The 25,904-nt window shown below is 53.5% G+C and carries 21 protein-coding genes and 1 tRNA gene; 13 read left to right on the forward strand and 9 right to left on the reverse strand.

Annotated features, from left to right (window positions below):
- Nucleotides 1-40: 40 nt before the first annotated feature.
- Nucleotides 41-412: a helix-turn-helix transcriptional regulator gene (locus ACHZCX_RS10420; RefSeq protein ID WP_319587174.1), complete on the reverse strand. Its 372-nt coding sequence runs from the start codon at nucleotides 410-412 to the stop codon at nucleotides 41-43.
- Nucleotides 413-675: 263 nt separating this feature from the next.
- Here ACHZCX_RS10420 and ACHZCX_RS10425 point away from each other — a divergent pair, with 263 nt between their 5' ends.
- The 4 genes from ACHZCX_RS10425 (at nucleotide 676) to ACHZCX_RS10440 (ending at nucleotide 4,185) form a co-directional block, all read left to right on the forward strand.
- On the forward strand, nucleotides 676-1,047 hold the full coding sequence (locus ACHZCX_RS10425; protein WP_319587175.1) for a diacylglycerol kinase: 372 nt from the start codon (nucleotides 676-678) through the stop codon (nucleotides 1,045-1,047).
- 425 nt (nucleotides 1,048-1,472) lie between these two features.
- The gene (locus tag ACHZCX_RS10430; protein ID WP_319587176.1) at nucleotides 1,473-2,510 is read left to right on the forward strand and encodes an energy-coupling factor ABC transporter permease; all 1,038 of its coding nucleotides are present in this window, start codon (nucleotides 1,473-1,475) and stop codon (nucleotides 2,508-2,510) included.
- A gap of 95 nt (nucleotides 2,511-2,605) precedes the next feature.
- Entirely contained in the window at nucleotides 2,606-3,418 is an 813-nt protein-coding gene (gene cbiQ / locus ACHZCX_RS10435; RefSeq protein WP_319587177.1) for a cobalt ECF transporter T component CbiQ, read from the forward strand.
- On the forward strand, nucleotides 3,415-4,185 hold the full coding sequence (locus tag ACHZCX_RS10440) for an ABC transporter ATP-binding protein (protein ID WP_319587178.1): 771 nt from the start codon (nucleotides 3,415-3,417) through the stop codon (nucleotides 4,183-4,185). The genes cbiQ and ACHZCX_RS10440 overlap by 4 nt, the downstream gene beginning before the upstream one ends.
- Nucleotides 4,186-4,267: 82 nt before the next feature.
- On the opposite strand, the gene ACHZCX_RS10445 is transcribed toward ACHZCX_RS10440, so the two are convergent.
- The 3 genes from ACHZCX_RS10445 to ACHZCX_RS10455 are packed head-to-tail and all read right to left on the reverse strand — an operon-like array spanning nucleotide 4,268 to nucleotide 9,390.
- On the reverse strand, nucleotides 4,268-7,936 hold the full coding sequence (locus tag ACHZCX_RS10445) for an AAA family ATPase (RefSeq protein WP_319587179.1): 3,669 nt from the start codon (nucleotides 7,934-7,936) through the stop codon (nucleotides 4,268-4,270).
- Nucleotides 7,933-9,171, reverse strand: a complete 1,239-nt coding sequence (locus tag ACHZCX_RS10450) for an exonuclease SbcCD subunit D C-terminal domain-containing protein (protein ID WP_319587180.1) — start codon at nucleotides 9,169-9,171, stop codon at nucleotides 7,933-7,935. The genes ACHZCX_RS10445 and ACHZCX_RS10450 overlap by 4 nt, the downstream gene beginning before the upstream one ends.
- A gap of 18 nt (nucleotides 9,172-9,189) precedes the next feature.
- Nucleotides 9,190-9,390, reverse strand: coding sequence for a DUF1737 domain-containing protein (locus tag ACHZCX_RS10455; RefSeq protein ID WP_319587181.1), 201 nt, complete (start codon nucleotides 9,388-9,390; stop codon nucleotides 9,190-9,192).
- A 27-nt stretch (nucleotides 9,391-9,417) separates the two neighbouring features.
- On the opposite strand from ACHZCX_RS10455, the gene ACHZCX_RS10460 reads away from it, so the two are divergent.
- Together ACHZCX_RS10460 and ACHZCX_RS10465 are read left to right on the forward strand one after the other, a co-directional pair.
- Nucleotides 9,418-10,041 (forward strand): DUF309 domain-containing protein, encoded by a 624-nt coding sequence (locus ACHZCX_RS10460; RefSeq protein ID WP_319587182.1) that lies wholly within the window; start codon nucleotides 9,418-9,420, stop codon nucleotides 10,039-10,041.
- Nucleotides 10,042-10,180: 139 nt separating this feature from the next.
- A tRNA-Arg gene (locus ACHZCX_RS10465) sits at nucleotides 10,181-10,257 on the forward strand.
- 495 nt (nucleotides 10,258-10,752) lie between these two features.
- On the opposite strand, the gene ACHZCX_RS10470 is transcribed toward ACHZCX_RS10465, so the two are convergent.
- Together ACHZCX_RS10470 and ACHZCX_RS10475 are read right to left on the reverse strand one after the other, a co-directional pair.
- The gene (locus ACHZCX_RS10470) at nucleotides 10,753-11,658 is read right to left on the reverse strand and encodes a tyrosine-type recombinase/integrase (protein ID WP_319585388.1); all 906 of its coding nucleotides are present in this window, start codon (nucleotides 11,656-11,658) and stop codon (nucleotides 10,753-10,755) included.
- Complete coding sequence (locus ACHZCX_RS10475) at nucleotides 11,585-12,766, reverse strand: tyrosine-type recombinase/integrase (protein WP_319585389.1); 1,182 nt, start codon at nucleotides 12,764-12,766, stop codon at nucleotides 11,585-11,587. The genes ACHZCX_RS10470 and ACHZCX_RS10475 overlap by 74 nt, the downstream gene beginning before the upstream one ends.
- A 939-nt stretch (nucleotides 12,767-13,705) precedes the next feature.
- Between ACHZCX_RS10475 and ACHZCX_RS10480 the strand changes: the two genes are divergently transcribed.
- Both ACHZCX_RS10480 and ACHZCX_RS10485 read left to right on the forward strand, forming a co-directional pair.
- Nucleotides 13,706-14,853 (forward strand): IS3 family transposase gene (locus tag ACHZCX_RS10480; protein ID WP_319585211.1). Its coding sequence is split into 2 segments (ribosomal slippage): nucleotides 13,706-13,964 and nucleotides 13,964-14,853, totalling 1,149 coding nucleotides; the frame shifts between segments, so codons are not numbered across the junction.
- 49 nt (nucleotides 14,854-14,902) lie between these two features.
- Nucleotides 14,903-17,644, forward strand: coding sequence for a DUF4347 domain-containing protein (locus ACHZCX_RS10485; protein ID WP_319587183.1), 2,742 nt, complete (start codon nucleotides 14,903-14,905; stop codon nucleotides 17,642-17,644).
- A 37-nt stretch (nucleotides 17,645-17,681) separates the two neighbouring features.
- Here ACHZCX_RS10485 and ACHZCX_RS10490 read toward each other — a convergent pair.
- Nucleotides 17,682-18,829 (reverse strand): IS3 family transposase gene (locus tag ACHZCX_RS10490; RefSeq protein WP_319585211.1). Its coding sequence is split into 2 segments (ribosomal slippage): nucleotides 17,682-18,571 and nucleotides 18,571-18,829, totalling 1,149 coding nucleotides; the frame shifts between segments, so codons are not numbered across the junction.
- Between the two features lie 250 nt (nucleotides 18,830-19,079).
- On the opposite strand from ACHZCX_RS10490, the gene ACHZCX_RS10495 reads away from it, so the two are divergent.
- The gene (locus ACHZCX_RS10495) at nucleotides 19,080-19,742 is read left to right on the forward strand and encodes a cysteine hydrolase (RefSeq protein WP_319587184.1); all 663 of its coding nucleotides are present in this window, start codon (nucleotides 19,080-19,082) and stop codon (nucleotides 19,740-19,742) included.
- Between the two features lie 12 nt (nucleotides 19,743-19,754).
- On the opposite strand, the gene ACHZCX_RS10500 is transcribed toward ACHZCX_RS10495, so the two are convergent.
- Together ACHZCX_RS10500 and ACHZCX_RS10505 are read right to left on the reverse strand one after the other, a co-directional pair.
- Complete coding sequence (locus tag ACHZCX_RS10500; RefSeq protein WP_319587185.1) at nucleotides 19,755-20,852, reverse strand: IS630 family transposase; 1,098 nt, start codon at nucleotides 20,850-20,852, stop codon at nucleotides 19,755-19,757.
- Between the two features lie 289 nt (nucleotides 20,853-21,141).
- A complete protein-coding gene (locus ACHZCX_RS10505; protein ID WP_319587186.1) occupies nucleotides 21,142-21,501 on the reverse strand; it encodes a hypothetical protein in 360 nt (119 codons plus the stop codon).
- A 767-nt stretch (nucleotides 21,502-22,268) separates the two neighbouring features.
- On the opposite strand from ACHZCX_RS10505, the gene ACHZCX_RS10510 reads away from it, so the two are divergent.
- The 4 genes from ACHZCX_RS10510 to ACHZCX_RS10525 all read left to right on the forward strand — a co-directional run bounded on the left by ACHZCX_RS10510 (nucleotide 22,269) and on the right by ACHZCX_RS10525 (nucleotide 25,902).
- On the forward strand, nucleotides 22,269-23,405 hold the full coding sequence (locus ACHZCX_RS10510; protein WP_319587187.1) for an IS4 family transposase: 1,137 nt from the start codon (nucleotides 22,269-22,271) through the stop codon (nucleotides 23,403-23,405).
- A gap of 219 nt (nucleotides 23,406-23,624) precedes the next feature.
- The gene (locus ACHZCX_RS10515) at nucleotides 23,625-23,891 is read left to right on the forward strand and encodes a hypothetical protein (RefSeq protein ID WP_319587188.1); all 267 of its coding nucleotides are present in this window, start codon (nucleotides 23,625-23,627) and stop codon (nucleotides 23,889-23,891) included.
- Between the two features lie 126 nt (nucleotides 23,892-24,017).
- Nucleotides 24,018-24,446 (forward strand): hypothetical protein, encoded by a 429-nt coding sequence (locus ACHZCX_RS10520; RefSeq protein ID WP_319587189.1) that lies wholly within the window; start codon nucleotides 24,018-24,020, stop codon nucleotides 24,444-24,446.
- A 346-nt stretch (nucleotides 24,447-24,792) separates the two neighbouring features.
- Entirely contained in the window at nucleotides 24,793-25,902 is a 1,110-nt protein-coding gene (locus ACHZCX_RS10525) for a glycosyltransferase (RefSeq protein WP_319587190.1), read from the forward strand.
- Nucleotides 25,903-25,904: the final 2 nt, after the last annotated feature.

Below are 25,904 nucleotides of genomic sequence, written 5' to 3' on the forward strand. Positions count from 1 at the left end.
AAAAAAGAGACATGGGCGGCAGCACGAACCGGAAATTAAATCACAGCAGCGAAGTCAGCACCTCGCAGTCGCGACAGACGGTCATCTTCTCTTTCCAATTCTTGTCCGCCGTGCACTGGCAGAGGGTGCCGCTGAGAAACCAGCAGAGATGGCCCGCCTGAAACTCCCAGGCCGGGCATTCTTTTTTTTGTTCGCATTTTTTGATGGTCCAGCAATCCTTGCGCTTGGTTGGGTTATCGCTCCGCTTGCTCACCGCCAGAAAATAGAGCTGGCGCTCGACATGAACGGGAATCGATCGCCATCCCTGTTCATAACTCTGCACCGCTTTGAGGGAGACTCCGAGCAGTCCGGCAAGGGCCTTTTGGGTTTTTCCTAATTTTGCCCGCAAGTTAGAAAATATTTCACGATTCATGATTCTGCCCCGGATAGAATAATTCGTGCCTAAGAGATACCACAAGGTGCGGAGACCGGCAATCCCTTTTACCGGCAGTACGCAGGCGGCAAAGTGCGGAAGCTGGAGAGGTGCTTCTTCGGAAAAGTCCCTGGAAAAGAAGGCAGCAATAGTGTATTTTCCCGGTAAAGGAGAACGATGATCACCCTTTCCCGTGATCCCCGATTCTCCCTCCGTACAGGCAAATATCTCCAGGTAAAACATCGGACAAGAGCGTGACAGAGATGAGCGAACAGCAAAAAGTGAACGGTACCGGCCTTGCACGATTGAAACGGGCCATGCACTGCTCGTACCTGGGCCTCTCCGCAGCCTATCGCAACGAGGAGGCCTTCCGCCAGGAGCTGCTTGCCTGCCTGGTGCTGCTCCCCTTGGCCTGCTGGCTTGGCGACACCAACGTCGAACGCGCCCTGCTGGCCGGCAGCTTCATCCTGTTGCTGATCGTTGAACTGCTCAACACCGCCGTCGAGGTGGTGGTCAACCGCATCGGTCTTGACCGCCATGAACTGTCCGGACTGGCCAAGGATCTGGGTTCGGCTGCCGTTTCCATGGCCATTATCAACACCGTGGTCATCTGGCTGCTGGTGCTCTTCACCTAAAAAAAATCCTTTCACCATCATCAGCCGTCTTCCCCGGACAATCCCGTGGGGCAAGGCTTCCTGCCTGAAAAACGATTCACCCGAGGCGGGACAACGCCACCCTTCTTTTATACCCAGACATCATCTGCCTGTTTGCACCCATCATACACTTGATTTCGCCAGCCACCCTCTGAGCACTGGCGGCCGTGCTCTTCTTCTCATATCCCGGATGCTGGTGGTGAATCGCCCCAAACTTCCCGTGTGGCAATAAAATCATCCATGCGCCTTGTCTGAAAATTTTCATGCAATTTCTATTTGACACACGAGAAATGATTTTGTAACACATACCGATATTACCACAGTATATTTTGTGTTACCATTTCCGTCTCCACTTTTGGTCGAACGACAAATAAAAATTGACGGACATTCCCAGAGGAGAAGCAACCATGCATATGGCCGATGCCCTTCTTTCACCCGCCGTAGGCGGCACGCTGTGGGTAGCTACCGCCGGAGCCATTGCTTTCTGCGCCAAAACAGTCCAGCGGGATCTTGATGACCGAAAGATTCCTCTCATGGGTGTTCTGGGCGCCTTCATCTTTGCCGCCCAGATGATCAACTTTACCATCCCGGCCACGGGCTCTTCCGGTCACCTGGGTGGCGGCATGATCCTGGCCATCCTGCTTGGCCCCTCTGCGGCCTTCCTGACTATTGCTTCAGTCCTCACTGTCCAAGCCCTTTTTTTTGCTGATGGCGGCTTACTGGCCTTAGGCTGCAATATTTTCAATCTCGGCATTTTTCCCTGTTTCATCGCCTATCCCTTGATCTACAAACCCCTCGCCGGAGACAGGAAAAGCCCGGTACGCATTGCCATCGGCGCCACCCTCGCCGGAATCGTCGGGCTGCAACTGGGTGCCCTGGGGGTGGTGTTCGAAACCGTCTTGTCCGGGATCTCGGAGTTACCGCTTCATACTTTTCTCTGGGCCATGCTACCGATTCATCTCGCCATCGGACTGGTTGAAGGCTTGGTCACCACGGCCGTGATTTCCTTTGTCTGGAAGGCTCGACCGGAGATCCTTGAGTATTCCGCTACCTCGCGCCCGTTGGGAAATCTACCTATCACCAAAGTACTGACAGGCCTCGCGCTCGCAGCGGCGATCACCGGAGGGGTGTTGTCCTGGTTCGCCTCCTCGTTCCCTGATGGCCTGGAATGGGCGATGGCAAAGACATCGGGCCAGGAAGAGCTGGTAGCTCCAGATAAGGGTATTCATCATTTTCTCGCTGGAATTCAGGAAAAAACCGCTTTTTTGCCTGATTATGCGTTCCAGACCAACGAGCAGGAACCGGCTTCGCAGGAAAAAACGCCGCCCTCTTGGCCAGCTGTGGATACAGGCACAACGGTCTCAGGTCTGGTCGGCGGCGGCCTGACGCTGATGCTGGCGATCACGATTGGCTTTTTGTTCAGGAAACGCAGCCAGATCATATAGCCGATTGTTGCTGACAGCTGCGATCTCCCAGCAGCGGTGGTAGCGTACCATCGCTGCTTTTTTTATGGAGCATGCCCAGGGCAGGAGTCTCACGCATGGCCAAAATCGAATCCGCTTTCCGTGATCTGAGCCATCTCGATACACTCGCCGCCAGGGATTCGATCATCGCCCGGCTTGATCCCCGGATCAAGGTGCTGACTGCGGCTGTGTTTGTGCTCTGTGTCGTCTCCTTCGACAAGTACGTTATTGCCGCGATGCTGCCTTTTGCCTTGTTCCTGAGCCTGATCATGGGGTTGGGCGGCATACCTGCCCACTTTATCCTCAAAAAGCTGGTCCTGGTTTCCCCCTTTGCCCTCCTGCTCGGCATGTTCAATCCTTTTCTGGACCAGCAGACCCTCCTGTACCTTGGCCCTATTCCAATATCCGGTGGCTGGCTGTCCTTTCTTTCCATCCTGCTGCGTTTCTGCCTGACGGTCGGCGCCATGCTGATCCTGATTGCCACCACCGGCTTCAATGGCGTCTGCATGGCCATGGAAAAGATGGGCATGCCCAAGATCTTTGCCGTCCAGTTGCTGCTGCTCTATCGCTATATTTTTGTGCTCATGGATGAAGGCCAACGGATGTACCGGGCCAGGGCGCTCCGTTCCTTTCAGGGACGCGGCACCGATATGAAGACCTTTGGCCATCTGATTGGCGGGCTGCTGCTGCGCACCCTGGATCGTGGCCAGCGCATCCATCTGGCCATGCTCTGTCGTGGTTTCGACGGCACGATCCGCACCCGGAGCACCCCTCGGCTCACCACCCGGGACATTCTGCTGTTCGTCCTCTCCTGCCTCATCCTCATCACCATGCGCCGCTACGATTGCTCGTTGCTGCTCGGTCAGTTACTCACAGGATTTGCCCAATGAGCCATCACATCGTCGAGGTCCAGGATCTGAGCTACACCTATCCGGACGGGACCGCCGCTGTTCGCGGCATCTCCTTTCGGATTCATCATGGCGAATCGGTTGCGGTGGTTGGTGCCAATGGAGCGGGTAAATCGACCCTGCTGCTCCATCTCAACGGCTACCTTACCCCCCAATCGGGCACGGTTCGCATTGGTGATTTCCCCCTCACCAATGCAACACTCAGAGATATCCGCCGGACCGTCGGCATGGTTTTCCAAGATCCTGATGATCAGCTGTTCATGCCGACCGTCTATGAAGACGTCGCCTTTGGCCCCCTGAACCTTGGTTTGCCGCCAGATGAGGTTGAGCTGCGTGTGCAGCAGGCCCTGGCGCGCGTCGGGGTTGCACATCTCCGGGAACGCCCGCCCTACAAGCTGTCCGGGGGCGAAAAACGGGCGGTCTCCATCGCCACCGTGCTGGCGATGTCACCCGATATCCTGGTCATGGATGAACCGTCGTCCAATCTTGACCCCCGCGCGCGCAGAACGCTGATCGAACTCCTAACCGGTTTTCAGCACACCAAAATCATCGCCACCCATGATCTCGACCTGGTGCTCGATCTCTGCAACCGGACCATCGTTCTCCGCGAAGGCCAAATTATGGCCGACGGGCCAACCATCGAAATATTCCAAAACGATCAGATGCTCGAACAATGCCATCTGGAAAAACCCCTGCGTATGCAGGCCTGCCCCCTTTGCAGCCGAAAGTCTGACTCAATGGCCCCCTGAGATTGTGCAAGAGTCTGCGGGAATAATAGTGCGGGCTGTAACGGGAGAACAGACAGGAGCGTTGAGCCCTTGCCGTACTCGTTCAGGAAGAGTGACGGCAGCCCGGACCGAGCAGCCGGCTGTTGCCGCCCGGTCCCGGTAGGACCTGGATGCGAAGATCGATGCGGTCTTTGAGCATCGGTACATGAGAGATGATGCCGATCAGCTTGCCGTCCTGCTGCAGTTCGGTCAGGGTCTGCAGGGCGGAATCCAACGCCTCCTCGTCCAGGGTACCGAACCCCTCGTCGAGGAAGAGGGAATCGACCCGGACATTGTGACTGGCCATGGCGGACAGCCCCAGAGACAGGGCCAGACTGACGAGAAAGCTCTCGCCGCCGGAGAGGTTGCGGGTTGACCGGGTTTCCCCGGCCTGGTAGTTGTCGATCACCTGCAGGGCCAGGGGCTCTTTGGGGTCGCGCAGGAGGATGTAACGATCGTTCATCTTGCGTAACTGGCGGTTGGCATGGCTGATCATGGCGTCAAAGGTCAACCCCTGGGCAAAGACCCGGAACTTCTTGCCGTCGGCTGAGCCGATTAATTGGTGCAAGAGTTCCCAGCGCTCCTGCTCCACCTGCTGGGCGGCCAGAACCTGTTGCTGCACCTCGAACTGCTGTTTGTGCCGACTGTTGACCGCCAGCCGTTCCCGGTCGGCGCCGATCTGCTGTTGCAGGGTCTCAATCTCCCGAGTGAGCGCTTGCTGCTCTTCAAGAAGTTCGATTTGGTCTTTCTGGCCCCGCTGCTGCACCTCCTCCCGTTCCAGGACAGTGGCCTGTTCGGCCTTGCGGGCGGTGAGCACGGCCTGTTCTTTGTCCAACCCCTCCTTCAGTCGACCAAGTTCCGCCAAGGCCTCCGGCGGCAGCAGGCCGCTCCGCAAATCCGCCAAGTCCTCGAATCCAGCTGTGGGCAGACGACCGAGCAGGTCGGCCTCCAGTGCCCGGCCTTGGGGCTGCAGGACGGCCCATTCCTCGGCGCACATCCGCGCCTGTTCGCTCTGGCCGTGCAACTCTTTGTCGATCCCGGTCAGGCGGGTGCGGATTGCCAGTTCCCCCGCTTGGGCCTGTTGCACCAAGGCTTTGAGCTTTTGCTCCTCCAGATTGGGATCGCGGTCACCATAGAGTTCAAACCGCTCTCCTCGCAAGCGCCCTTCTTCCCGGCGCACATCCTCAAGCTCCGTCGTCTGCTGGGACAGGGTCTTATCGATGGTGGTCAGCAACAAGTCAATCTTGTCCTGTTCTGCTTGCACATGGGTTTGGCGCTGCACCAGTTGCTCCTGCCGCTGTTGCTGCTCTTTCCAGGCCTGCTGCCGGATTTCCAGGCGGACCAGTAGTTGATCCGTTTGCTGCGGCGGGCATTCACTGATGTTCAGAGGCTGCAACTGGCTCAGCAATTCAGCGCGACAGCTGTCGATCTGGACACGCTCCTCCTGCGTCTGTTCTTCCAGCCGCTTCATCTCGTTGTCCATTGCTTCGCCAGCATGACGAAACGCTTGTGCCTGCCGGAGCAGGTCGGTGTGTACTGCAGTGGCCTGCTCCAATTGGTTCCGCACGGTATTCACCTCACCTTCCAATCGTTCAACCGCCTGAATGCGCAGCCGCAGAGTTGCCACCAACTCCCGGCCTTGCGCCAGCAAAGAAGCTGTCAGCGCGGTCCGATCCGTACCCGCTTCGTCCCCGAGAAGTGGGAGCAACGGTCCCAGCTGTTGCTCCAACTCCACTCGTTGCTGCCGCCCTTTGTCGACGGCCCTCCCTGCGTGTTCGATATCCTTGGTCAGTCCGACCAGCTCTTCCCGTTTCCGGGTCATTGCCACCAGCATCTGTTCCAGCTCTTTCCGGCTCTGGGCAAGTGCCTCTTCTGACGCCTCGACCACCGGCTGCCCATCGGACCAGGGGTGGTGGGTGGACCCGCACAAGGGGCAGGGAGTGCCGTTTTCCAAGCGGGCTCGCTCTTCTTCGTAACTGTGAATGTGCAGGGCCAATCGGTGGTTCTGCTCACAGGCAACCACCAGTTGCTGCTGGAGTTGCCGTTTTTCCTCCAGGGTCTGCAGCTCAATTGCGTGTTGCTGTGCCTGGGCCTGGGATTCCCTGACCGAGCGACCGAGTGCCGCCATTTCCTCTTCCAGGACCTTCTTCCGGGTCAGGAGTTCACCGGTCTGTTCCAACTGCCGGAGCTGCTGTTCCTCTTGTTCGACCTGCAAACGCCAAAAAGAGAGGGCCTGACCGTCCAGATGACCCTGGATATCTACTTGGAGGTGTTGCTGCCGCTCTCGCAGCGCCACCAAGGCCTGGCCCGACTGCCCCTCCGCCTGGCTCAGACGACTGATATTCTGGGCCGCCGAAGTCCGAGCGTCCAGCTTTTCTTTCCGGGTTTGCTCCAACCGGAGCAGATCGCTTTCCTTTGCCCCCAACTGCAGGAGTTGTTGACGGAAACCGGCCAGATGCTCCACCAGCAGGCTGTCGCTGGCATGCTCCTGTAAAAAGGCCGCGAGTTGCTCTAGTTGCGCGACCATCTCCCCTTGTTTGCGCGCCAGATCCCGCTGCTGCTGCAGGAGTTGATTCCGCTCCTTTTCAACCTGGGGCAGCAGAGCGCTCACCTGAGCAATGGCCTCTTTCTTCTCATGAATGTGAAGATCAAGAGCCCGCACGGCCTTGATCCTGTCGTTCTCCCGGCTCTGGATCTCTTCAGTCTCCTGGACCTGATGGCAGGCCCGAACATGGTCTTCAGCCTCCCGTCGGTGATCCTGCTGGAGCGTGTCGATGACAACGCGAAGTACTTCGCCCTTGGCGCGCAGGCTGGCGATCCGCTCCTGAATGTGCGTGAGGCGGGTATACTCGCCAAGCAAGGACTGGGCGCGCTGGCCGCGATCCAACCTCTCCAGATCACTCTTGGCCTCCTCCCGTCGGCGGGCCAGATCGTGCAAATGTTGATCGACATCAAGGATCTGTTTCTTCAGCAACTCGATCGTCTCTATCCGGCGCAGAGCCTCACCCAGCAGGGTAAGCCGTTGCTGGAGACCAGCCACAGTTGCCGCTCCCATGCCGATCGCAGTCGCCAGCGCCTTTTCTTGCTCATCTTCCAAAAGGACAACCGTACCCATAGCCTCCTGGAGGAGGGCGGTTTTGCTCCGTTCCTCGCTGGTGCGTTCGTGGACGGCGATGGAGATCCGGGAATAGATGCCGGTGCCGGTGATCTGCTCGAGAATCGGGGCGCGCTGATCGGCATCGGCCTCGAGAAAGGCGGCAAAGTCGCCCTGTGCCAAGAGGATCGAACGGGTAAACCGGTCATAATCCATGCCGGTCACCTGCTCCACCAACCGGCCCACCTCTTTGCTCCTGGTTTCCAGCACCTTGCCGCTCCGGGCATCGACAATCTCGTGCCGGGGCGGTTGCAGCTCACCTTCCGCACTGCGGCGGGCCCGGTGCTGTCCCCAATGGCAGCGGTAGCGGCCCTGCCGGGTTTCGAATTCGACCTCGGCAAAACAGTCGCCGGCCCGGCGCGACAGAATCTCGTTGCTGGATTTGCTGATATGGCCGAGCCGCGGCGTCCGGGCAAACAGGGCCAGACAGACGGCGTCGAGGATGGTGGATTTGCCCGCTCCGGTGGGCCCGGTGATGGCGAAGATACCCGAAGCCGCGTATTCGGGCGCGGTGAAGTCGATGGTCCAGGAGCCGGCCAGCGAATTGAGGTTGCGAAGACGGATGGCGAGGATTCTCATGAGCCGCTCTCCGTCTCGCCGTCCTGGCGGGCCAGGGCCTCGCGCACCTCAGCAAAAGCCTCGCGCAGCAGCTGCCGCTGAACCTCCTCTACCCGGTTGCTCTCCAGACAGCGCTCAAAGACCTCGTCAACGCTGAGATCATCGAGCGATTCCGCCGCCTGGCCCTGCTGCAGGGCGAAATCGTAAATGCGGCTGTTGCGGATGCGCAGGACAACCAGCTCCGATCCTTCCACCGCCGCCAGCAGTTGCTCGCGCAGATTGGGGATGATTGCCTGGCCTTGATAGTGCAATTCAACCCAGGCTGGGCTTGCCGCCGCTTTCAACCGCTTCACCCCATCCAGCAACTCCGGCAGATCGCCGCGCAGGGAGACAAACAGTTGGAACGAAGGGACGGGGATCGATTCCACGGCCACCATCCGCCCTTCACAGTGTACCGCGAGGATCTGCTTGCGCTGATCGGCCTCGGAAAAACTCATCGGCAGCGGTGCGCCGGAGTAGCGCCGGGTTGCGGACCCGCCCACCAATTGACCAAGATGGAGGTGACCCAGCGCGAGGTAATCAATACACTCCGGAAAACTGGTCCCCTCGATGCGTTCCAGGCCGCCGACGGACAGCTCGCGTACGCCGTCGCCTTCTTGCGTCTGCCCCCCGGCGACAAAGAGATGGCCCAGAGCCACCAGAGGCAGGTGCGGGTCGATCTCCCGGCGCAATTGGTCGGCGGCCTCGCAAACCTGTTGGTAATGAAGCCGGATCCCGTCGCGCAGCTGCCGCCCCTTTTCCTCCAGCGATTCACCGGCCGCAGCCAGACGGATATCACGATCCCGCAAAAAGGGGACGGCGCAGACCAGCAGTTCGGCCTCTCCCTCCTGGTCCCGCAGCAGCAGGATCTCCTTATCCCGGTTCTCCTCGGACATGCCCACCACATGGATGTCCAACTGCCGCAACAGCTCGCGCGGCGCCTCCAGCAGGGCGGGCGAATCGTGGTTCCCGCCGATGATCACCACATGGCGGCAGCCGGAACCGGCCAGCCGATGAAGAAACCGGTAATAGAGGGCTTGGGCTCGGCTCCCTGGGGTGGTAGTGTCAAAAACATCTCCCGCCACCAGCAGGACATCGATGGTTTCCACCTCGATCAGCCTGACCAGCCAGTCGAGGAAACGGCCCTGTTCCTCGTGGCGCTGCCGCCCGTGAAAGCGGTGGCCCAGGTGCCAGTCCGAGGTGTGGATCAGGCGCATTGTTCGCTTCGCGGCGAATTAATACGCGCCAATCTTGGTATCCATGGTGAAGACTTCGCCCTCAACCGTCTTGACCAGGGCCTGACCGGCAATCACCGTCTTGCCGTCATAGGTCAGGGTAGGACCGCTATGGAGCTGCCAACCGCGATTGAGCTTATCGGAGACGCGTTTGCAGAAGGTCTCGTCGTCCGGGCCGGTAATACAACTGTACAGGATCATTTTTGCACCTTATCTGTAGGAACTAACATGATGAATGATGAAAAAGGCAAGATTGCCGCCGGAGCCAGGGTCACAGACTCCGGCCAATATACTACTGACCAGACCGGAGAACGACAAATGATTCATCACCCTTTCGACCCGTTCCGTGATCGATTGAGCAGGGACATCCGCAACGACCTCTCCGAATCGCTGCTCATCTGCTTGCGGGAACTTCGACTCAGTCACGCCCGCGAGGTGGCGGACCGGTTTCTTGCCGCCAACCCCGGGCCCGAGCAGGTGGCGTATATCGCTCTCCGGCTGGAACGCTACGAACAGTTTCTCGACCAAATCGCTCAGGGGCCGGACGATGTGGTGTGGCAGGGGCTGGTTCTTTGGGATCTCGGCCTGCATTTCGAGGTGCATGAGATCCTGGAACATGCTTGGCTGCGCGCCCGGGGCGAGGAAAAGAGTCTTCTCCAAGCCCTGATTCGGGCCGCTGGGGTGTATATCAAGGGGGAGTACGGCTTTGACGAGGGAGCGGCCAAACTGGCGGCCAAGGCTCTGCCGGTGCTGGTGGCCAACCGGGATCGCCTTGCCACCTATACCGACCCGGATCGGCTGATTACCGCCCTGCGCTCACCCAAGGGAGACGCCCCCCTGCTGCTCGCCTGATCGTTTTTCCTTCCCTCCGGGCTGCGGCAGGGTTGACGACGCCGGCTGTTTCCGAGTAAGGTGACTATTCATTTGCTTGCCACGTCATCACAATGATCAAGCCCCACTTTTCAGGGCTATCTGTACAGCATTCATCGCTGCGCCCGTAGCTCAGCTGGATAGAGCACCGGACTTCGAATCCGGGTGTCGGGGGTTCGAATCCCTCCGGGCGTACCAAGTAGTCAAGGGTTTAGGAGTTTCTCCTAGACCCTTTTTTTTGTTCTCCGGTCGCCCTCCGGTCCGCGCTCGAGATTCCTTTTCCGAACAAGGTTTTTTCTACCCGATTTTTCACGCCCCTTTTCAGCGTACACACCCAAACTCGTAATTCATATCTGTTTTGTATTCAAAACCGACATTGTCATCACTGGACCGGGAATGTTGTATGCAGTTAATCCCAAACGCAACTATTGGTCTTACGTGCAAGGGGTAGGGCCTTCGGATTTCAGCAGAGAACAAGTCCTAGCAGCACCGAAATCGTGATTGACAGTCTATATACGTAACAGATCCTATTTTTCCTTTTAGATTAATCTGTTACTTGCGTCTATTCTCTACCCTTCACATATGATCTGTCAAGATTATTTGCCACCTCGATGGTAGCTCTGTCAAAGTCTGATTCCGAGAATGGGCCTCTACTTATTGCTCGTCGGAGGAATTGGGCTTTGGCAGAGCGGATTATGACCTCGAACTCTCTTCTAGCGGATTGCCCAAAGCCCTTTCAGTGATCACTTCCATGGCTGTGAAGTAATCTTGCTGTACTTTCAGATTTGACAACTTACTGTAACGCTGAGTGGTTTTGATCTTAGTATGACCTAGAATTTCCTGAATGCTCACCAAGTCTGCGTCGGCATTGAGAAGCTGTGTTGCCATAGTATGCCGAAACCTGTGACAGGTAACAGGAATCTCACTAATTTTTGCGTAGTATTCTACTCGTTTCTGTATCGCGCGAACCGATATGGGCTTGCCACGACACCGACCTTTTTCAGCCAGGAATATTCGACTTTCCTTTGTCACAGACCTGTGTTGCAAATAGACCGCCAAAGCACTAGCTGCATCGTTACTGATGAAAACTATCCGATCTTTTGCGCCCTTACCATTTCTGACCATTATCCGGCTGCGTCTGTAATCAATGCAATCGAGAGATAAATTCGCAATTTCGTTAACCCGTAAACCACAACGGAGCATCAGCATAAAAATTGCAAAATCCCGCTTATTGGAAACGAATCTAAAAAATCCCTCTACCTCATTATCGGTTAAATATCTGGGAAGCGGTCGTGATTCCTTGAGCAGGAGACCTCCGATAACTGGATTTTCTAGGATGATATTCTCCTCATCTACCAGATAATCATAAAACAGCCGGATACTCGACAGGTGACAGTTGATGGTACGTGGGGCTACACGTTTTTCAAGCAAGTAGTCAATATACAATCTAATCTCCGCCACAGTCGTCAATTCAACAGCCGTTGAAACCCAACTGAAAAATCGCTGCAAGCGGTGAAGATAGTTTTTAATCGTGAGAGGAGAAAAATTTTTTCTCTTCAAATACTGCCTGTAATTCAGGATTGACTCTGTCATATTCATGGCGACCTCCCTGCTCAATAACTGCCATAGCTTTGAAGTAGGCTTCTTCCTGTGTAAAGTTCGATATCCTTGCATATCGCAGTGTCATGTCAATGTTCAGATGCCCCAGAAGTTGCTGTAAAACTTCCACTCGTAATCCAGCATTCAGCATATTAGTTGCGTAGGTATGTCGCAAAGAATGGAGGCTGTACCCTTTGTGTTCAAGTCCGGCTTTGTGAATAACGCTTTTCATCATCTTCCGCGCTCCTGCATAGGACAGTGATTTCCCCTTGTAACCGTAGAAAAGGTATTCATTAGCCGGGTCTCTGATCGACAGCCACGCGTTCAGTGCCTTCTCTGCTGTGTTGCCGTAATAGACAACCCTACCGTGTAAATTTTTCTCGCCGACGTACAATAAAATTTTTCGTTCTGATTGTACGATATCTGGCAACCGGAGGTTGAGGAGCTCGCCTATTCGCATCCCTGTATGAAGGAGTAAAAGGATAAGAGCTCGATCCCTGGTGTTAGTTACAGTTTGGAGAATTTTGTCCACATCTTCTGCTGGAATTGCTTTGGGGAGAATCTCTGGCAGTCGCAACCGGATCTTTTTCAGCAGTATATCTGCGGGAAGTATATCGTTTCTGACCAGATAATTGAGGAAGGAATATACCGTATGCAGGTGCTGACGGACTGAGTTGATCTTTAACCCACGCTCCTGCTCCCGCTCGACGTATTGAGCAATATCTTTCCTGCTGATCTGCTCAATATGGTGCCGTCCTAACCCATTGAAAAACAACAAAAAGGAATAAAGAGTCCTGCCTGTCTGCCTGATCGAGGATATCGAGTGATTACTACGGTATTTGCTGTAAAGATACGAAACGACGTACTCAAAACCAGGGAGGCTACTTGCTTCTAATCTGTCTGCAGCCCTGTTGAGTGCTCTCCGTCTTTCACTGGGTTGGTGAAAATAGAGAGCGCCGGCGCTAGGAAAGGAGAATGTTTGTAATGATTCAGCTTCAAAAATGGGGCTATCCTGAAGCGGAATGAATAAAGAATGGTTGGTTGAGTAAACCGAACTAAGCCATTCAGTGGGGTAATAATTGTTCGAAAAATCGAGTGAATTGGCCATCACATCCTCCTTCTCTCTTCGAAAAAACAGGATTTTGACAACCGTATTTTATCACTTTCTCGGTCTCAATTTTATTACGTATATACAAGCGATATCTTTACTTGTTTTGGAGGTAATATAAAAAAAATGACGCTGTTTTCGCTGGATTTGTCCTGTTAGTTAATAAACATACATCCACATTTTCGACATACAGCTTCATTGTCTTGTGGGTATAGTTCAATATTTACCAAGTTATCAGTATTACAGTAACTGCAGGCAACCACCAGTCCTTGAAAGTTATCAAGCCCAGTAGCTCGATGAATCATTCTGACGGCAAAGGGGGCACCGTAGAAATTTACCGGTCTTTTCAAAGCTAGCAAGTTCAAGAATCGCATGAAAAAGGAGACAGGTTAGAGGGTAATACCGGTGGTCGAAAGTGATTCGAACAGCCGCCAAACATGATATAAACACCCTTTATCATATGTAGTTTTGAAAAGACAAATTGCGCTAATTAAAAAAGATTCCTTGTGTTATAAAAAAAATTTACGGACAATAAACAAGTTTTGTCAATTTAATACAAGCCAAGGGGGGATCTCCACTCTGTGACGTAGATCCAGGCCAGAAAACACCAAAATTCTGCAAAAAGGGCTTGCGGCTCGTGCGAATAAAACTGAATGCATTGAAACAGTCATATCACTGGATGTCTTCGCCCGCCTGCTGCCAGGGGCCTGCTCCATTTAATGTTGAACTTTGTTTCTCTCTTTGCTGAACAACGCATGCAACCGACTGGTTGCTGATAACAGCGCTTGAGAGAAGCATCACATAGGAGGCAATGATGGCCGATTTACTTTACATGAGCAAAACAACCCAAGAGATCTTTTTCATTGACGGTGAAGAGGTGCCGATTATTGAGACAGGTGTATAAGCAATGAACCAACCTATTTTGCAAGGAGAAGTTCAATGTCAAACCCACCTCATCGTCCACGTCACAGCGCAGAATTTAAGGCCACAGTAGCCCTGGCCGCACTGTCGGAGTCCAAGACTCTGGCTGAACTGGCTACTGAGTACCGGGTTCACCCGACCCAGATCACCCGCTGGAAGCAGGATCTGACCAAGAACGCTTCTGAGCTTTTTGGCAAGGGCAAGAAGAAAGAAGTCAACCATGAGGCCGAAGTGGCCGAGCTCCACCGTCAGATCGGCAAGCTCAAGGTTGAGAACGATTTTTTAGCCAATCTGCCCGGTCTGAACTTGGCCGGGCGCAGAAACAACAGGTGATCGCTATGGGACATCCTGAAGTTTCTGTTCAGCGTTGCTGCCAGCTTTTCGGACTGCCTCGTTCCAACTATTACCGCGGCCTTGGCTTCGGTCTACGTGTTGGTGATTTGGAACTGATGGCCCGGATAGACAAACTCTATATTGAGCACCCCTGGATGGGGAGCCGTTCCTTTGCTGATCACCTCACAACTCCCGAACTCGTGGTGGGAAGAGGTCGTGTCCGTCGCTTAATGCGGGTCATGGGCATCGAGTCTTTAGCTCCCAAGCCGGGCACCAGCAGGCGACAGCCGAAGCATCCGGTCTATCCCTATCTGCTCCGGGGAGTGACCATTGACAGGCCCGATCAGGTGTGGGCGACTGACATCACCTACATCCCTATGGCTCGGGGTTTCATGTACCTGATCGCGATCATGGATTGGGCCACCAGAAAGGTTCTCGCCTGGCGACTATCCAACACTCTGGACACCAGATTTTGCGTTGAGGCTTTGAAAGAGGCTCTCTTTAAATATGGCGCTCCTGAGATATTCAATACTGATCAGGGGTGCCAATTCACCAGCGAAGCGTTCACCTCAGTCCTCAAGGCCTGGAACGTCAAAATCAGCATGGACGGCAAAGGACGATTCAAGGACAATATCTTTATCGAGCGACTTTGGCGCACCCTGAAATACGAAAGGATCTACCTGAAGTCATACGAAACGGGAACTGAGCTTGTCAAGGATCTGACTTCCTGGTTCGGCTGGTATAATGAGAAAAGAAAACATTCGTCACTTGACAAGCAGACTCCAAATGAGGCTTATTCAAAACGAATCGAACAATTGAGCAAGGCAGCCTGAGGCCTGTAACTGTATAATAAAAGCAACATTGCTTATTTCACACCTCAGGATGTCTCACAAACCCCGACCACCTCACGGTGGGCTTGACGATGTCAATGTGCTGATCTCCGGCCTACCTCCTGGGGCCACCTACTTTATTCTTGATCCTGCAACTGACGGCATTGTGCAGATGGCGAATATTGCATCAGGTTACAACGATCTGACTGCAATTCATATATTGTCACATGGTTCCCAGGCCAGCCTGAACCTGGGTTCAACAGTTCTGAATCAGTCTTCGCTGGCAGTATACTCCAGTCAGTTATCAACGATTGGCAATGCCCTCTCGGCAACCGGCGATCTCCTGCTCTATGGCTGCAATGTGGCCCAGGGGGCAACCGGCCAGGACTTCATCGAGCAAATGGCGGCGTTCACCGGCGCCGATGTGGCGGCCTCCACTGATTTAACGGGTTCGGCAGTGCAGGGTGGGGATTGGGTGCTGGAAGCCAGTACCGGGCCGGTGGAAACCGCTGGTCTCGATGGTTCCGGCCTGGGCGACCTTGTGCTGGGCATGACCAGCACTCCGATTCCCTTGCAATATTTTGGACATACTTCGGGTGAATTTACCAATAGGCTTGCCTTTGCCGCGCTGAAGGCGGACGGCAGCGTGGTCACTTGGGGGGATTCAGGTTCCGGCGGCGACAGCAGTACGGTGGCTTCTTCTCTTGCCGGCGTCCAGCAGATCTATTCTACAGGGTTCGCCTTTGCCGCGCTGAAGGCGGACGGCAGCGTGGTCACTTGGGGGGATTCAGGTTCCGGCGGCGACAGCAGTACGGTGGCCTCTTTTCTTACCGGCGTCCAGCAGATCTATTCTACAGAGTACGCCTTTGCCGCGCTGAAGGCGGACGGCAGCGTGGTCACTTGGGGGTGGTCAGGTTTCGGCGGCGACAGCAGTACGGTGGCCTCTTCTCTTACCGGCGTCCAGCAGATCTATTCTACAGGGTTCGCCTTTGCCGCGCTGAAGGCGGACGGTAGCGTGGTCACTTGGGGGGATTCAGGTTCCGGCGGCGACAGCAGTACGGTGGCTTCTTCTCTTGCCGGCGTCCAGCAGATCTATTCTACAGGGCACGCCTTTGCCGCGCTGAAGGCGGACGGTAGCGTGGTCACTTGGGGGGATTCAGGTTCCGGCGGCGACAGCAGTACGGTGGCCTCTTCTCTTACCGGCGTCCAGCAGATCTATTCTAATATGAACGCCTTTGCCGCGCTGAAGGCGGACGGCAGCGTGGTCACTTGGGGGATGTCGGGTTCCGGCGGTGACAGCAGTGCGGTGGCCTCTTTTTTTACCGGCGTCCAGCAGATCTATTCTACAGGGCACGCCTTTGCCGCGCTGAAGGCGGACGGCAGCTTAGTCACTTGGGGGGATTCAAATTTCGGAGGCGACAGCAGTACGGTGACCTCTTCTCTTACCGGCGTTCAGCAAATCTATTCTACAGAGTACGCCTTTGCCGCGCTGAAGGCGGACGGTAGCGTGGTCACTTGGGGATATTCATTTTTCGGAGGTGACAGCAGCGCGGTGGCCTCTTCTCTTACCGGCGTCCAGCAGATCTATTCTAATATGAACGCCTTTGCCGCGCTGAAGGCGGACGGCAGCGTGGTCACTTGGGGGAAATCAGGTGACGGCGGCGATAGCAGTGCAGTGGCCTCTTCTCTTACCGGCGTCCAGCAAATCTATTCTACAGGTGTGGCCTTTGCTGCGCTGAAGGCGGACGGCAGCGTGGTCACTTGGGGGGCAATTGACGGCGGCGATAGCAGTGCGGTGCAAAGCCAACTGGTCAATGTCGTGGGGCTGGCGGATATCAGCAGCGATGACGACTACTCTGTCACCAATAGTTTCACAGCTCCAGATACGGGCATACTGTCTGTGCAACCGGTTGGTACGGAATGGGTAAGACAGGGAAACGGCACCTTTATCTTCTCCGGCAATGCCGCCATCGGCCTCAAGGGAGCTAATCAAACCATGCTCGCCGTCAGCGACGGTACCTATGTACTCGACGGGGATGACCTGACTATCAACGGCACCTTTATCTCCATCATCGATGGCGTATCCCGACCTCTCTTTTCGGGTCAAGTATCGCTCTCCCTGTCCGAGGCCGACGGCACCATCGATCCATCTACAACACAATTTCGAGCAGCCGGCCTCAAACCGACTTTCACCGCTCTTAATCTCGGTAATAATGATCTACGCCTCCAATACGATACGTGGGGACTCCCCGAAGACCTTATATCAGGTCCATTATCACTTGATCCTGGCACCTTGGTCATCACTACCGCCGGCCCGCATCTAGGGGTGAGCGGTAATGTCGAATTTCCCGGCGTCAGCTTTGATCTTTTTGATATCGTGTCCGTCGAGGCCACGGACTGGTCGATAAGCTATGATGCCTTGAGCGATCAGTTTGCCATCCTCGGTGGCTTCAAACTCAAAACCGGCTGGCCCGTTTTTCCAGCCATCAGCGCTGAGCTCACCGGTGACGGCCTGATTATCCATGACGGCAAGGTGGTCGACGTCGCCCTGGAGGTCACCCTGGATAATTTCGACATCAAGGGTTGGGGCTTCAACGATACCGGCTTTAGCCTCGACACTGGAGAAAATAACTTCACTGCCCAAGGAACACTATCTTTACCCTTCGCACCAAGCTACAGTTTTTCTTCTGGATTGGGCTTCACCCTCAGCCCCTTCGAGCTCGACAGTGCTTCCCTGGAGGTGACCCTCCCCGACCTGAGGTGGTCGGGGTTTGTGAGACATCCTGAGGTGTGAAATAAGCAATGTTGCTTTTATTATACAGTTACAGGCCTCAGGCTGCCTTGCTCAATTGTTCGATTCGTTTTGAATAAGCCTCATTTGGAGTCTGCTTGTCAAGTGACGAATGTTTTCTTTTCTCATTATACCAGCCGAACCAGGAAGTCAGATCCTTGACAAGCTCAGTTCCCGTTTCGTATGACTTCAGGTAGATCCTTTCGTATTTCAGGGTGCGCCAAAGTCGCTCGATAAAGATATTGTCCTTGAATCGTCCTTTGCCGTCCATGCTGATTTTGACGTTCCAGGCCTTGAGGACTGAGGTGAACGCTTCGCTGGTGAATTGGCACCCCTGATCAGTATTGAATATCTCAGGAGCGCCATATTTAAAGAGAGCCTCTTTCAAAGCCTCAACGCAAAATCTGGTGTCCAGAGTGTTGGATAGTCGCCAGGCGAGAACCTTTCTGGTGGCCCAATCCATGATCGCGATCAGGTACATGAAACCCCGAGCCATAGGGATGTAGGTGATGTCAGTCGCCCACACCTGATCGGGCCTGTCAATGGTCACTCCCCGGAGCAGATAGGGATAGACCGGATGCTTCGGCTGTCGCCTGCTGGTGCCCGGCTTGGGAGCTAAAGACTCGATGCCCATGACCCGCATTAAGCGACGGACACGACCTCTTCCCACCACGAGTTCGGGAGTTGTGAGGTGATCAGCAAAGGAACGGCTCCCCATCCAGGGGTGCTCAATATAGAGTTTGTCTATCCGGGCCATCAGTTCCAAATCACCAACACGTAGACCGAAGCCAAGGCCGCGGTAATAGTTGGAACGAGGCAGTCCGAAAAGCTGGCAGCAACGCTGAACAGAAACTTCAGGATGTCCCATAGCGATCACCTGTTGTTTCTGCGCCCGGCCAAGTTCAGACCGGGCAGATTGGCTAAAAAATCGTTCTCAACCTTGAGCTTGCCGATCTGACGGTGGAGCTCGGCCACTTCGGCCTCATGGTTGACTTCTTTCTTCTTGCCCTTGCCAAAAAGCTCAGAAGCGTTCTTGGTCAGATCCTGCTTCCAGCGGGTGATCTGGGTCGGGTGAACCCGGTACTCAGTAGCCAGTTCAGCCAGAGTCTTGGACTCCGACAGTGCGGCCAGGGCTACTGTGGCCTTAAATTCTGCGCTGTGACGTGGACGATGAGGTGGGTTTGACATTGAACTTCTCCTTGCAAAATAGGTTGGTTCATTGCTTATACACCTGTCTCAATAATCGGCACCTCTTCACCTCAAACACCACTTTCGATCATAACTCCAACGCCTAAGGCACTAACTTGAGACAGGCGCGACCAGAAAAAGTACTCCTCAAAAATTATTATGCGTTGAATAGTGGGTAGTAAACATTAAATTCCAAATAGCAGTTTCAGTCGTTGGCATGATAAAAACCAGACAATAAAAGGGGGTAGTTATGAAAAATCTTTTCGAAACAGCCGCAATACCCACCGCATTTATCGCTGTAATGATCATGATGTGTCTTGTTGTCGGCGTTGGCGTCAATACCAGTCAGGCACAGACCGTTGTGGATGAATGGAGCGGAGTGAAAATTCCCCCTCCACCAGAGTTGAAGCAGGCCAATATCAAACCCGAGACAACTGCTCTGCTTTTGCTGGATTTCAATTCACAAACATGCAATATGAAAACCCGACCGCGCTGTATCGAATCAATTCCGGCAGTAAAGAAACTCCTTGTTGATGCGCGGTCAAAGGGTGTGTCTATTATTTATAGCCTCTCCCCTGGAGCCGAGGTTAAAGACATTGCGGCGGAACTTACTCCGATGAGTGGAGAGCCAGTGGTTACTTCCGGCCCCGACAAGTATCTTGGCACCGACCTTGAAAAGATACTGAAGGAAAAGAAGATAGAGACGGTTATTGTGACTGGCACAGCGGCGCATGGTGCTGTTCTTTATACAGCAAGTGGTGCTGCTTTTAGGGGGATGAATGTGATAGTTCCGGTTGATGGGTTATCAGCAGAGTCTCTTTTTCCTGAACTTTATACCGTCTGGAATCTTGCCAATGCACCCAGAGTGTCGGCAAAGACTGTCATTACCAAGATGGGACTGATAACTTACTGAATCAGGCACTAACTAGTGTCCCGTGCGGTTAGTCTCGTTGTTTAATGATTGTTTTGCTCTTTCCACTTTATCAAGGATACCATCGGCGCTTTTTGTCCACTTGAAAGGTTTTGCCGTCTTTGAATTATGAGGGCTTATGAAACGGTGGATTTCGTTTCTCAGTTCTTTGACACTGGTAAAAACTCCGCGATAAAGAGAACGACGTTCCAGCTGTCCAAACCAGCCTTCTACAGCATTAAGCCATGATGCGCTGGTTGGGGTAAAATGCATTTTGAAGCGGGGATTGGTCTTGAGCCACTTCTTCACTTCAACCGTTTTGTGTGTACTGCTGTTGTCCAGAATAACGTGGAGGTCAACATCTGACGGCATTGCTTTTTTTATTTGCCGAAGAAAATCGAGAAATTCTTTTGCCCTGTGCCGTGCTGTCGTCCTCCCAATAACCTTACCGGTTACAATGTCAAAGGCAGCGTAAAGGCTGGTGGTCCCGTTTCGCTTATAATCATGTGTCCGACGTTCAATTTGGCCTGGCCGCAACGGGAGCATCGGTTGGGTTCGATCTAATGCCTGAATTTGAGTTTTTTCGTCAACGGATAAAACAACCGCATTTTCAGGAGGATTCATGTACAGCCCAACGACATCTATAACCTTTTCAGCAAAGTGTGGATCATTGCTGATTTTGAATGTCTTGAGCCGATGGGGTTTTAAGTCGGCAGCCTTCCATATTTCCCGCACTTGCCAGGTGGTGACATGAGCCGCTTTCGCCATGAGGCGGACACTCCAATGAGTCGCCTCTCGAGGAATGCATTCCACAGTCATTCTCAGCACTTTCTTGACTTCTTCTTTGGGAAGCTTCTTGGGCTGACCACTTCGAAAACGATCCTGAAGGCCCGTGAGGCCTTGGTCTTTGAATCGCTTCCTCCAGCGGTAGACAGTCAGTGCAGTGGTCCCGAGCTGGCTTGCCACTTGCTCAACTGTCTTTCCAGAAGCCGTCAGCAGGATGATCTCCGCACGGAATACAAGGCTTTGCGCTGTTTTAGGAGAACGCAGCAGGGCTTCGAGGCTCCGCTGCTCGTCTTCATTAATTGTGTAGTTTTCATGTGTGCGTGGCATGACGCACTATAACACATAAATTGATAAATATGTCTAATTAACCGCACAGGAAACTAGGACAAACCCATACAGAAAATCGATGACATCACCTCTTCGCCACCCACCCGACAGTCGGAATAGGCTGGGTTGGGTGGTTGGTGGGTGAAAATTTTGAGGCCGATTTAAGCAAAGAATTTATCTGTGTAAAATCGGGGTTATGCATACGTCGAGCAGTTGGGTGATGGTTGGGTCGCTGGGCAACCGAAGCCATAAATTCACCGCAAACCCTCGAAAACACTCAAACTTCGAATCAGGCTTCCGCTAACTGGTAGTAGGAGTGCATCTTGATCCCCTTGAAACCTTCGTCGTGGACCGTCTGCAGATGCTCAAGCAGGAGGGGATCGTTGGGATGAAGCGAGGGAAAGGGTACGATCCGCTCCGAGCGGATTTCCTTGGACCATTCGAGGATGGGGGCGAACTGCTCCGGACGGGTGGCGATCGAACAGAGCACCGATTGCTCGATACCGGCCCGATCCATGGAGGCAAGCAAACCCGCCACCGTGCCGTCGAGATAGGCCTTGATTCCTCCCTCTTTTTCCAAGGAGGGGATGGCAACCTTGGCGATGGGATCTGGAAAGGCATGGGTGTGGATGTCGATGTAACCGGCCATGGAAGCTCCTGCGTTTTATATATCTTCGACCCTTTTCTGCCCGGCAAGGTCGAACATGATGCCCAGATTGCCGGAAACAGTTTCAGTATATCAGAAAACACGAAAGAGCAACCAGGATTGTTCTCAGCCGTTCGTAGCGAATACTTGCTGGCTTGTGAGCCGAAAAGGTCCATAGCGACCTTCATGCACGCTGGCCACCCAAACGGGCAAGACCAACCAATTGTTTGCGGATCAAGGTTTGCTGTCTGTCAAAGAACTTGGGGCATCATTCATTATTCGGCCACGATCTGATAATCTATGGGAACCGATGGTACGGACCAGCATGCCAAGTGGTGTGGGACGGACGGGAGAGGAACCCGTCCTTACCCGATTAGTTTTTTTGAGTATGAGGCCTCAGTTCTTCAAGATGACGTGCTCATGTTTGAGAATAAAAAAGCAAGATGCGCCGACAGTAGGCGCTGTCGTGAACAGCCGCTCTTGGCCCACCCCTTGACATGAGCTCGCTGGAATCGGTGCCGGGCTTTGCGATGGAACGTGCTCATACTGCTCCTCCGTGGTGGTTAACGTCGGGCGCAGTATGACATCATCACCAGCGCAGCAATAGATGCGGGTATTTTGACGCGACCGGTTGACCGGCTTAACCATTGACCGCAAAAAGGATGGAGGTCACTGCTATCTCATAATTCATCAATAAAAGAGGCTCAGAGAGCTCTTTGGGGTATAATGATTTTGCGAAAAAGATCATACAAACCAAGGAGATCCGAGCCATGGCCCATAGCGATACCGCGCTGAAGCAACTGATTGCACTTATACCGAGATATGAATTCGATGCTCTTGCCAAAGTACATCATGCAGGACAGAAGTTCCGCTCCTACAACCGGTGGAGTCAGTTCCTGGCTCTGCTGATCGGGCAGATGTCCGGCAGAAGAAGTCTCCGGGACATCACCGATAACCTGAAGGCGCAAGGTCAACGTCTCTATCACCTCGGCATGAAAAAAACTTCCAAAGCGACACTGGCACGGGTGAATGCCGAGCAGCCTGCCACCCTCTATCAAATGCTGTTCGCCCGACTGTTGAGCCGATGCCAACTGGCTGCTCCCAAACACAAGTTTTCCTTCCAGGGCAAACTCTACCTCTTGGACGCCACGGTGATCAATCTCTGCCTGTCCGTGTTTCCATGGGCCGAGTTTCGGCAGAAAAAAGGGGCCATCAAGTTCCACATGGGGCTGGATGCCGATGGCTTTATCCCCGCGTTCATGGACATGACCAGCGGCAAGGTGCATGAGATCAACTGGGCCAAAACCCTCAAACTTCCCAAGGGATCCTTTGTCTGCTTTGATCGCGGCTTCACCGATTACGCCTGGTACAACGACCTGACCATAAACTCCATTTTCTTTGTCACCCGCCTGAAAAGCAACGCCGATGTCGAATACCTGCTCAAACGGGCTGGACGTAAAAGCCCCGGCATCACCAATGACCAGTCCATCCGGCTCAAGGGCGTCAAGGAGCCGCTTCGCTTGGTCGCGTACACCGATGCGGAAACCGGTGTCGAATATCGCTTTGTCACCAATGCCCACCACCTGAAAGCCAAGGAGATCGCAGCTATTTATAAGGAGCGCTGGCAGATCGAGCTGTTCTTCAAGTGGATCAAGCAGAATCTGAAGATCAAAACTTTTCTGGGAACATCCAGCAACGCAGTGTTGACCCAGGTGTGGATAGCCCTATGCGTGTACCTCTTGGTCGCTTATCTCAATTTTAAAGCAAAATTGAGTAGTTCCATGCAGCAGATCCTCCGGGTGCTGCAGCTCAACCTCTTCACCAAGAGGAATTTAATCGATCTTTTCAAACCACCTGCTGTTCAACCCCCTGTTTCCCCACAAATTTTACTGTGGGGAAACTTGTGAGACAGCAATGTATGGAGGTATCATTCGCCGAATGAAGTATTCTTCGCGACGAAAGTGAGCAATAGCACGCCACCGCTAGCTATTGCAATCCGCCAGTGAATTAATTTCAAAGCTTCTCATTTACCGTTGACAGGGTTTTATTCATTCACATTATAGTCAAAGAAAATAACGGGACAATTACTTGCTTATCTGAACAACAATGGAACAGAGAGGTTACTCATGGGGATCAAAGAAGAATTTGACTACTTGGTCAAAAAAATAAAAATGGAACGAGATGAACTCAAGCTGAAGGCGCATCTTGCTTCAATGGACGCCAGGAAAGAGCTTGAAGGTGCGGAAAAAAAATGGGACCTTTTGAAAGAAAAAGCCTCAGAAATAGCAGATGACACCATAGAGACTTCCGAGGAGTATATCGTCAAAGCCAAGATCGTGGGCGAAGAACTGAAGGAAACATACAAACGCATTGCCAAACGGCTGTCTGAGTAAGGAAAGCTTTCTTTGGGGGATTGAGCCATTCGATTGGCCCTTATCGCCTTAAAGGGAACTGGCGAAGGTACAAACTTCATATCCACTTACCCCCCCCAATTATAGTACCTTTTCAAGGCTGCAGGGATGACAACCTCATCGAAAAAACCGATCATAGACGGCGATAGAGTATTCAAAGCCACCAATGTCAAAAAAATCCACCCGGTTTACCTCGGACTTGCCGAAGGCCTTTCCGGTGTCGATTTGCTGAGATTTATCAAAATCTATAACGACAGGCTCTGTGCTTCTAATTTGTTGAGCACTGACGGGAAAAAAGAACCCCTCGTTGAGACCAGCAGAAAAGACCTTGTTGGAGTAGAGTTACTCATTGATCCCGCATTTAAAACCGTCCAATTTTTCTCTATAGTCTCGTACAAAAAAGGATCTGGCAGAAAGATGGTGGCTGCCGTTGTCAAGGCTACACCGGAAGATTGGTTGCTGGCGGTGGCCATGGATTGGAGTGGTGGATTCTGGGGAAAAATGAGGGAAGAATACCCGCGAATTATGGTTTTTTAGGGTTTCGCGAGAGGGTTGAGAGGGGTACGTTTCCTTTGTAGGAAGATCAGAAAGAAGATATAATGACCAGCTATTGGCCGGAGAAGGTTTTGGCCATAATATTTTTTTGGTGCTCCACAGTTAGTTGTTCAATATCGACGTCCTGCTGAGCAAGTCGTCGACTTCCCCTTGGCGCATCAGTGCCCGGAGGAAGTGGGCGGAAGACCGAAGGGGGCACTCTTTTTTGATCGTTCGTCCACGGCCCTTAATTTTTTGCCCGCCTTGCTCCACGTTCAGCGTTGAGGCGACCGTATACTTGCAACAGATAGCCCGCCGGAAATGTCCAAAGCGGGACGAGGTATAAATTTTGCGTGTCCAATCTGAACAGAGCCCGCTTGTGGTTCATACCGACGGGAGCCGGGCCTGGGGTGGGCAAGAGATTCGTACCCTGACCGAACTCCGGGAGATGCGTCGAATGGGATTCCGTGTTGCCCTAATCGTGCCCGTCGATTCCGAACTGGCGAGACGGGGCAAAGCCGAGGATTTTCCCGTTCATGCCATTTCATCCTTCGCCAAATTCAGCCTCAGATCCTGGCTGGAACTGTTCCGCATCTTCACCGCAATCAAACCGACGGTGCTCAACACCCACTCCTCCGAGGACTCCTGGATGGCGGGTGCCGTTGCCCGCCTTTTCAGGGTGCCGCTGGTCATCCGCACCCGCCACGTCCTGGCGCCGATCTCCTCTGCCCTCAGTTACAACCTCTTTCCCCAAGTCATCTTTACTTGTGGCGCAACTATTGCTGAACGCATAGTGTCGCAAGGGGTGCGTTCAGATAAAATCGTTGTGCTGCCAACGGGAAACGATGAAAATCGATTTCGTTTTTCAATGGAAAACAGAGAAAAGGTACGCTCGATGTACGGTATAGGGGAGAAAGATATACTCGTCGGCAACATCGGCTTTCTCCGCCGTCTCAAAGGGCACCCTTACATTCTCAAAACAGCAGCAGCCATGCCGGAAAATTACCGGTTTATGTTTGTCGGCGATGGAGAGGAACGCCCAGCCCTTCAAGCAATGGCTCATGAACTGGGAATTGAAAACAGGGTTATTTTCACCGGTCATCAAGAACGCCCGGAAGATTTCTTAAGCGCTTTGGATATTTGCTTTTTTTCATCTCATATAGAAGAAGGCGTTTCCCAGGCCCTTGTCCAGGGACTACTCAACGGCCTGCCTGTGCTGGCCTGCCGAATCCCTTCGACCATGGAACCGCTAAGCCTGATCGAGGATTACCGATTGGTCGATTATGACGATGTTCCCGCCGCCTGCCAAGGTCTGGCCGAATTGGTCAGCCTGCCGCTCCGTGACCCGCAACGAATGACGCGGCAACACCAGGTCATCGCCCATCGCTACGGCCTCCAGCGCATGGTCAAAATTCTGGTGGATACCTATGACCAGTATGGGGTCCGCTGTTTGTCCTGAAA

It is taken from the genome of uncultured Desulfobulbus sp., assembly GCF_963662935.2.
Classification (GTDB): domain Bacteria; phylum Desulfobacterota; class Desulfobulbia; order Desulfobulbales; family Desulfobulbaceae; genus Desulfobulbus.

Excerpts from the sequence above, each read along its gene's own strand:
- ACHZCX_RS10420 (WP_319587174.1), bottom strand. The coding sequence starts at position 412 with ATGAATCGTGAAATATTTTCTAACTTGCGGGCAAAATTAGGAAAAACC.
- ACHZCX_RS10425 (WP_319587175.1), top strand. The coding sequence starts at position 676 with ATGAGCGAACAGCAAAAAGTGAACGGTACCGGCCTTGCACGATTGAAA.
- ACHZCX_RS10430 (WP_319587176.1), top strand. The coding sequence starts at position 1,473 with ATGCATATGGCCGATGCCCTTCTTTCACCCGCCGTAGGCGGCACGCTG.
- cbiQ (WP_319587177.1), top strand. The coding sequence starts at position 2,606 with ATGGCCAAAATCGAATCCGCTTTCCGTGATCTGAGCCATCTCGATACA.
- ACHZCX_RS10440 (WP_319587178.1), top strand. The coding sequence starts at position 3,415 with ATGAGCCATCACATCGTCGAGGTCCAGGATCTGAGCTACACCTATCCG.
- ACHZCX_RS10445 (WP_319587179.1), bottom strand. The coding sequence starts at position 7,936 with ATGAGAATCCTCGCCATCCGTCTTCGCAACCTCAATTCGCTGGCCGGC.
- ACHZCX_RS10450 (WP_319587180.1), bottom strand. The coding sequence starts at position 9,171 with ATGCGCCTGATCCACACCTCGGACTGGCACCTGGGCCACCGCTTTCAC.
- ACHZCX_RS10455 (WP_319587181.1), bottom strand. The coding sequence starts at position 9,390 with ATGATCCTGTACAGTTGTATTACCGGCCCGGACGACGAGACCTTCTGC.
- ACHZCX_RS10460 (WP_319587182.1), top strand. The coding sequence starts at position 9,418 with ATGATGAATGATGAAAAAGGCAAGATTGCCGCCGGAGCCAGGGTCACA.
- ACHZCX_RS10470 (WP_319585388.1), bottom strand. The coding sequence starts at position 11,658 with ATGAATATGACAGAGTCAATCCTGAATTACAGGCAGTATTTGAAGAGA.
- ACHZCX_RS10475 (WP_319585389.1), bottom strand. The coding sequence starts at position 12,766 with ATGGCCAATTCACTCGATTTTTCGAACAATTATTACCCCACTGAATGG.
- ACHZCX_RS10485 (WP_319587183.1), top strand. The coding sequence starts at position 14,903 with ATGTCTCACAAACCCCGACCACCTCACGGTGGGCTTGACGATGTCAAT.
- ACHZCX_RS10495 (WP_319587184.1), top strand. The coding sequence starts at position 19,080 with ATGAAAAATCTTTTCGAAACAGCCGCAATACCCACCGCATTTATCGCT.
- ACHZCX_RS10500 (WP_319587185.1), bottom strand. The coding sequence starts at position 20,852 with ATGCCACGCACACATGAAAACTACACAATTAATGAAGACGAGCAGCGG.
- ACHZCX_RS10505 (WP_319587186.1), bottom strand. The coding sequence starts at position 21,501 with ATGGCCGGTTACATCGACATCCACACCCATGCCTTTCCAGATCCCATC.
- ACHZCX_RS10510 (WP_319587187.1), top strand. The coding sequence starts at position 22,269 with ATGGCCCATAGCGATACCGCGCTGAAGCAACTGATTGCACTTATACCG.
- ACHZCX_RS10515 (WP_319587188.1), top strand. The coding sequence starts at position 23,625 with ATGGGGATCAAAGAAGAATTTGACTACTTGGTCAAAAAAATAAAAATG.
- ACHZCX_RS10520 (WP_319587189.1), top strand. The coding sequence starts at position 24,018 with ATGACAACCTCATCGAAAAAACCGATCATAGACGGCGATAGAGTATTC.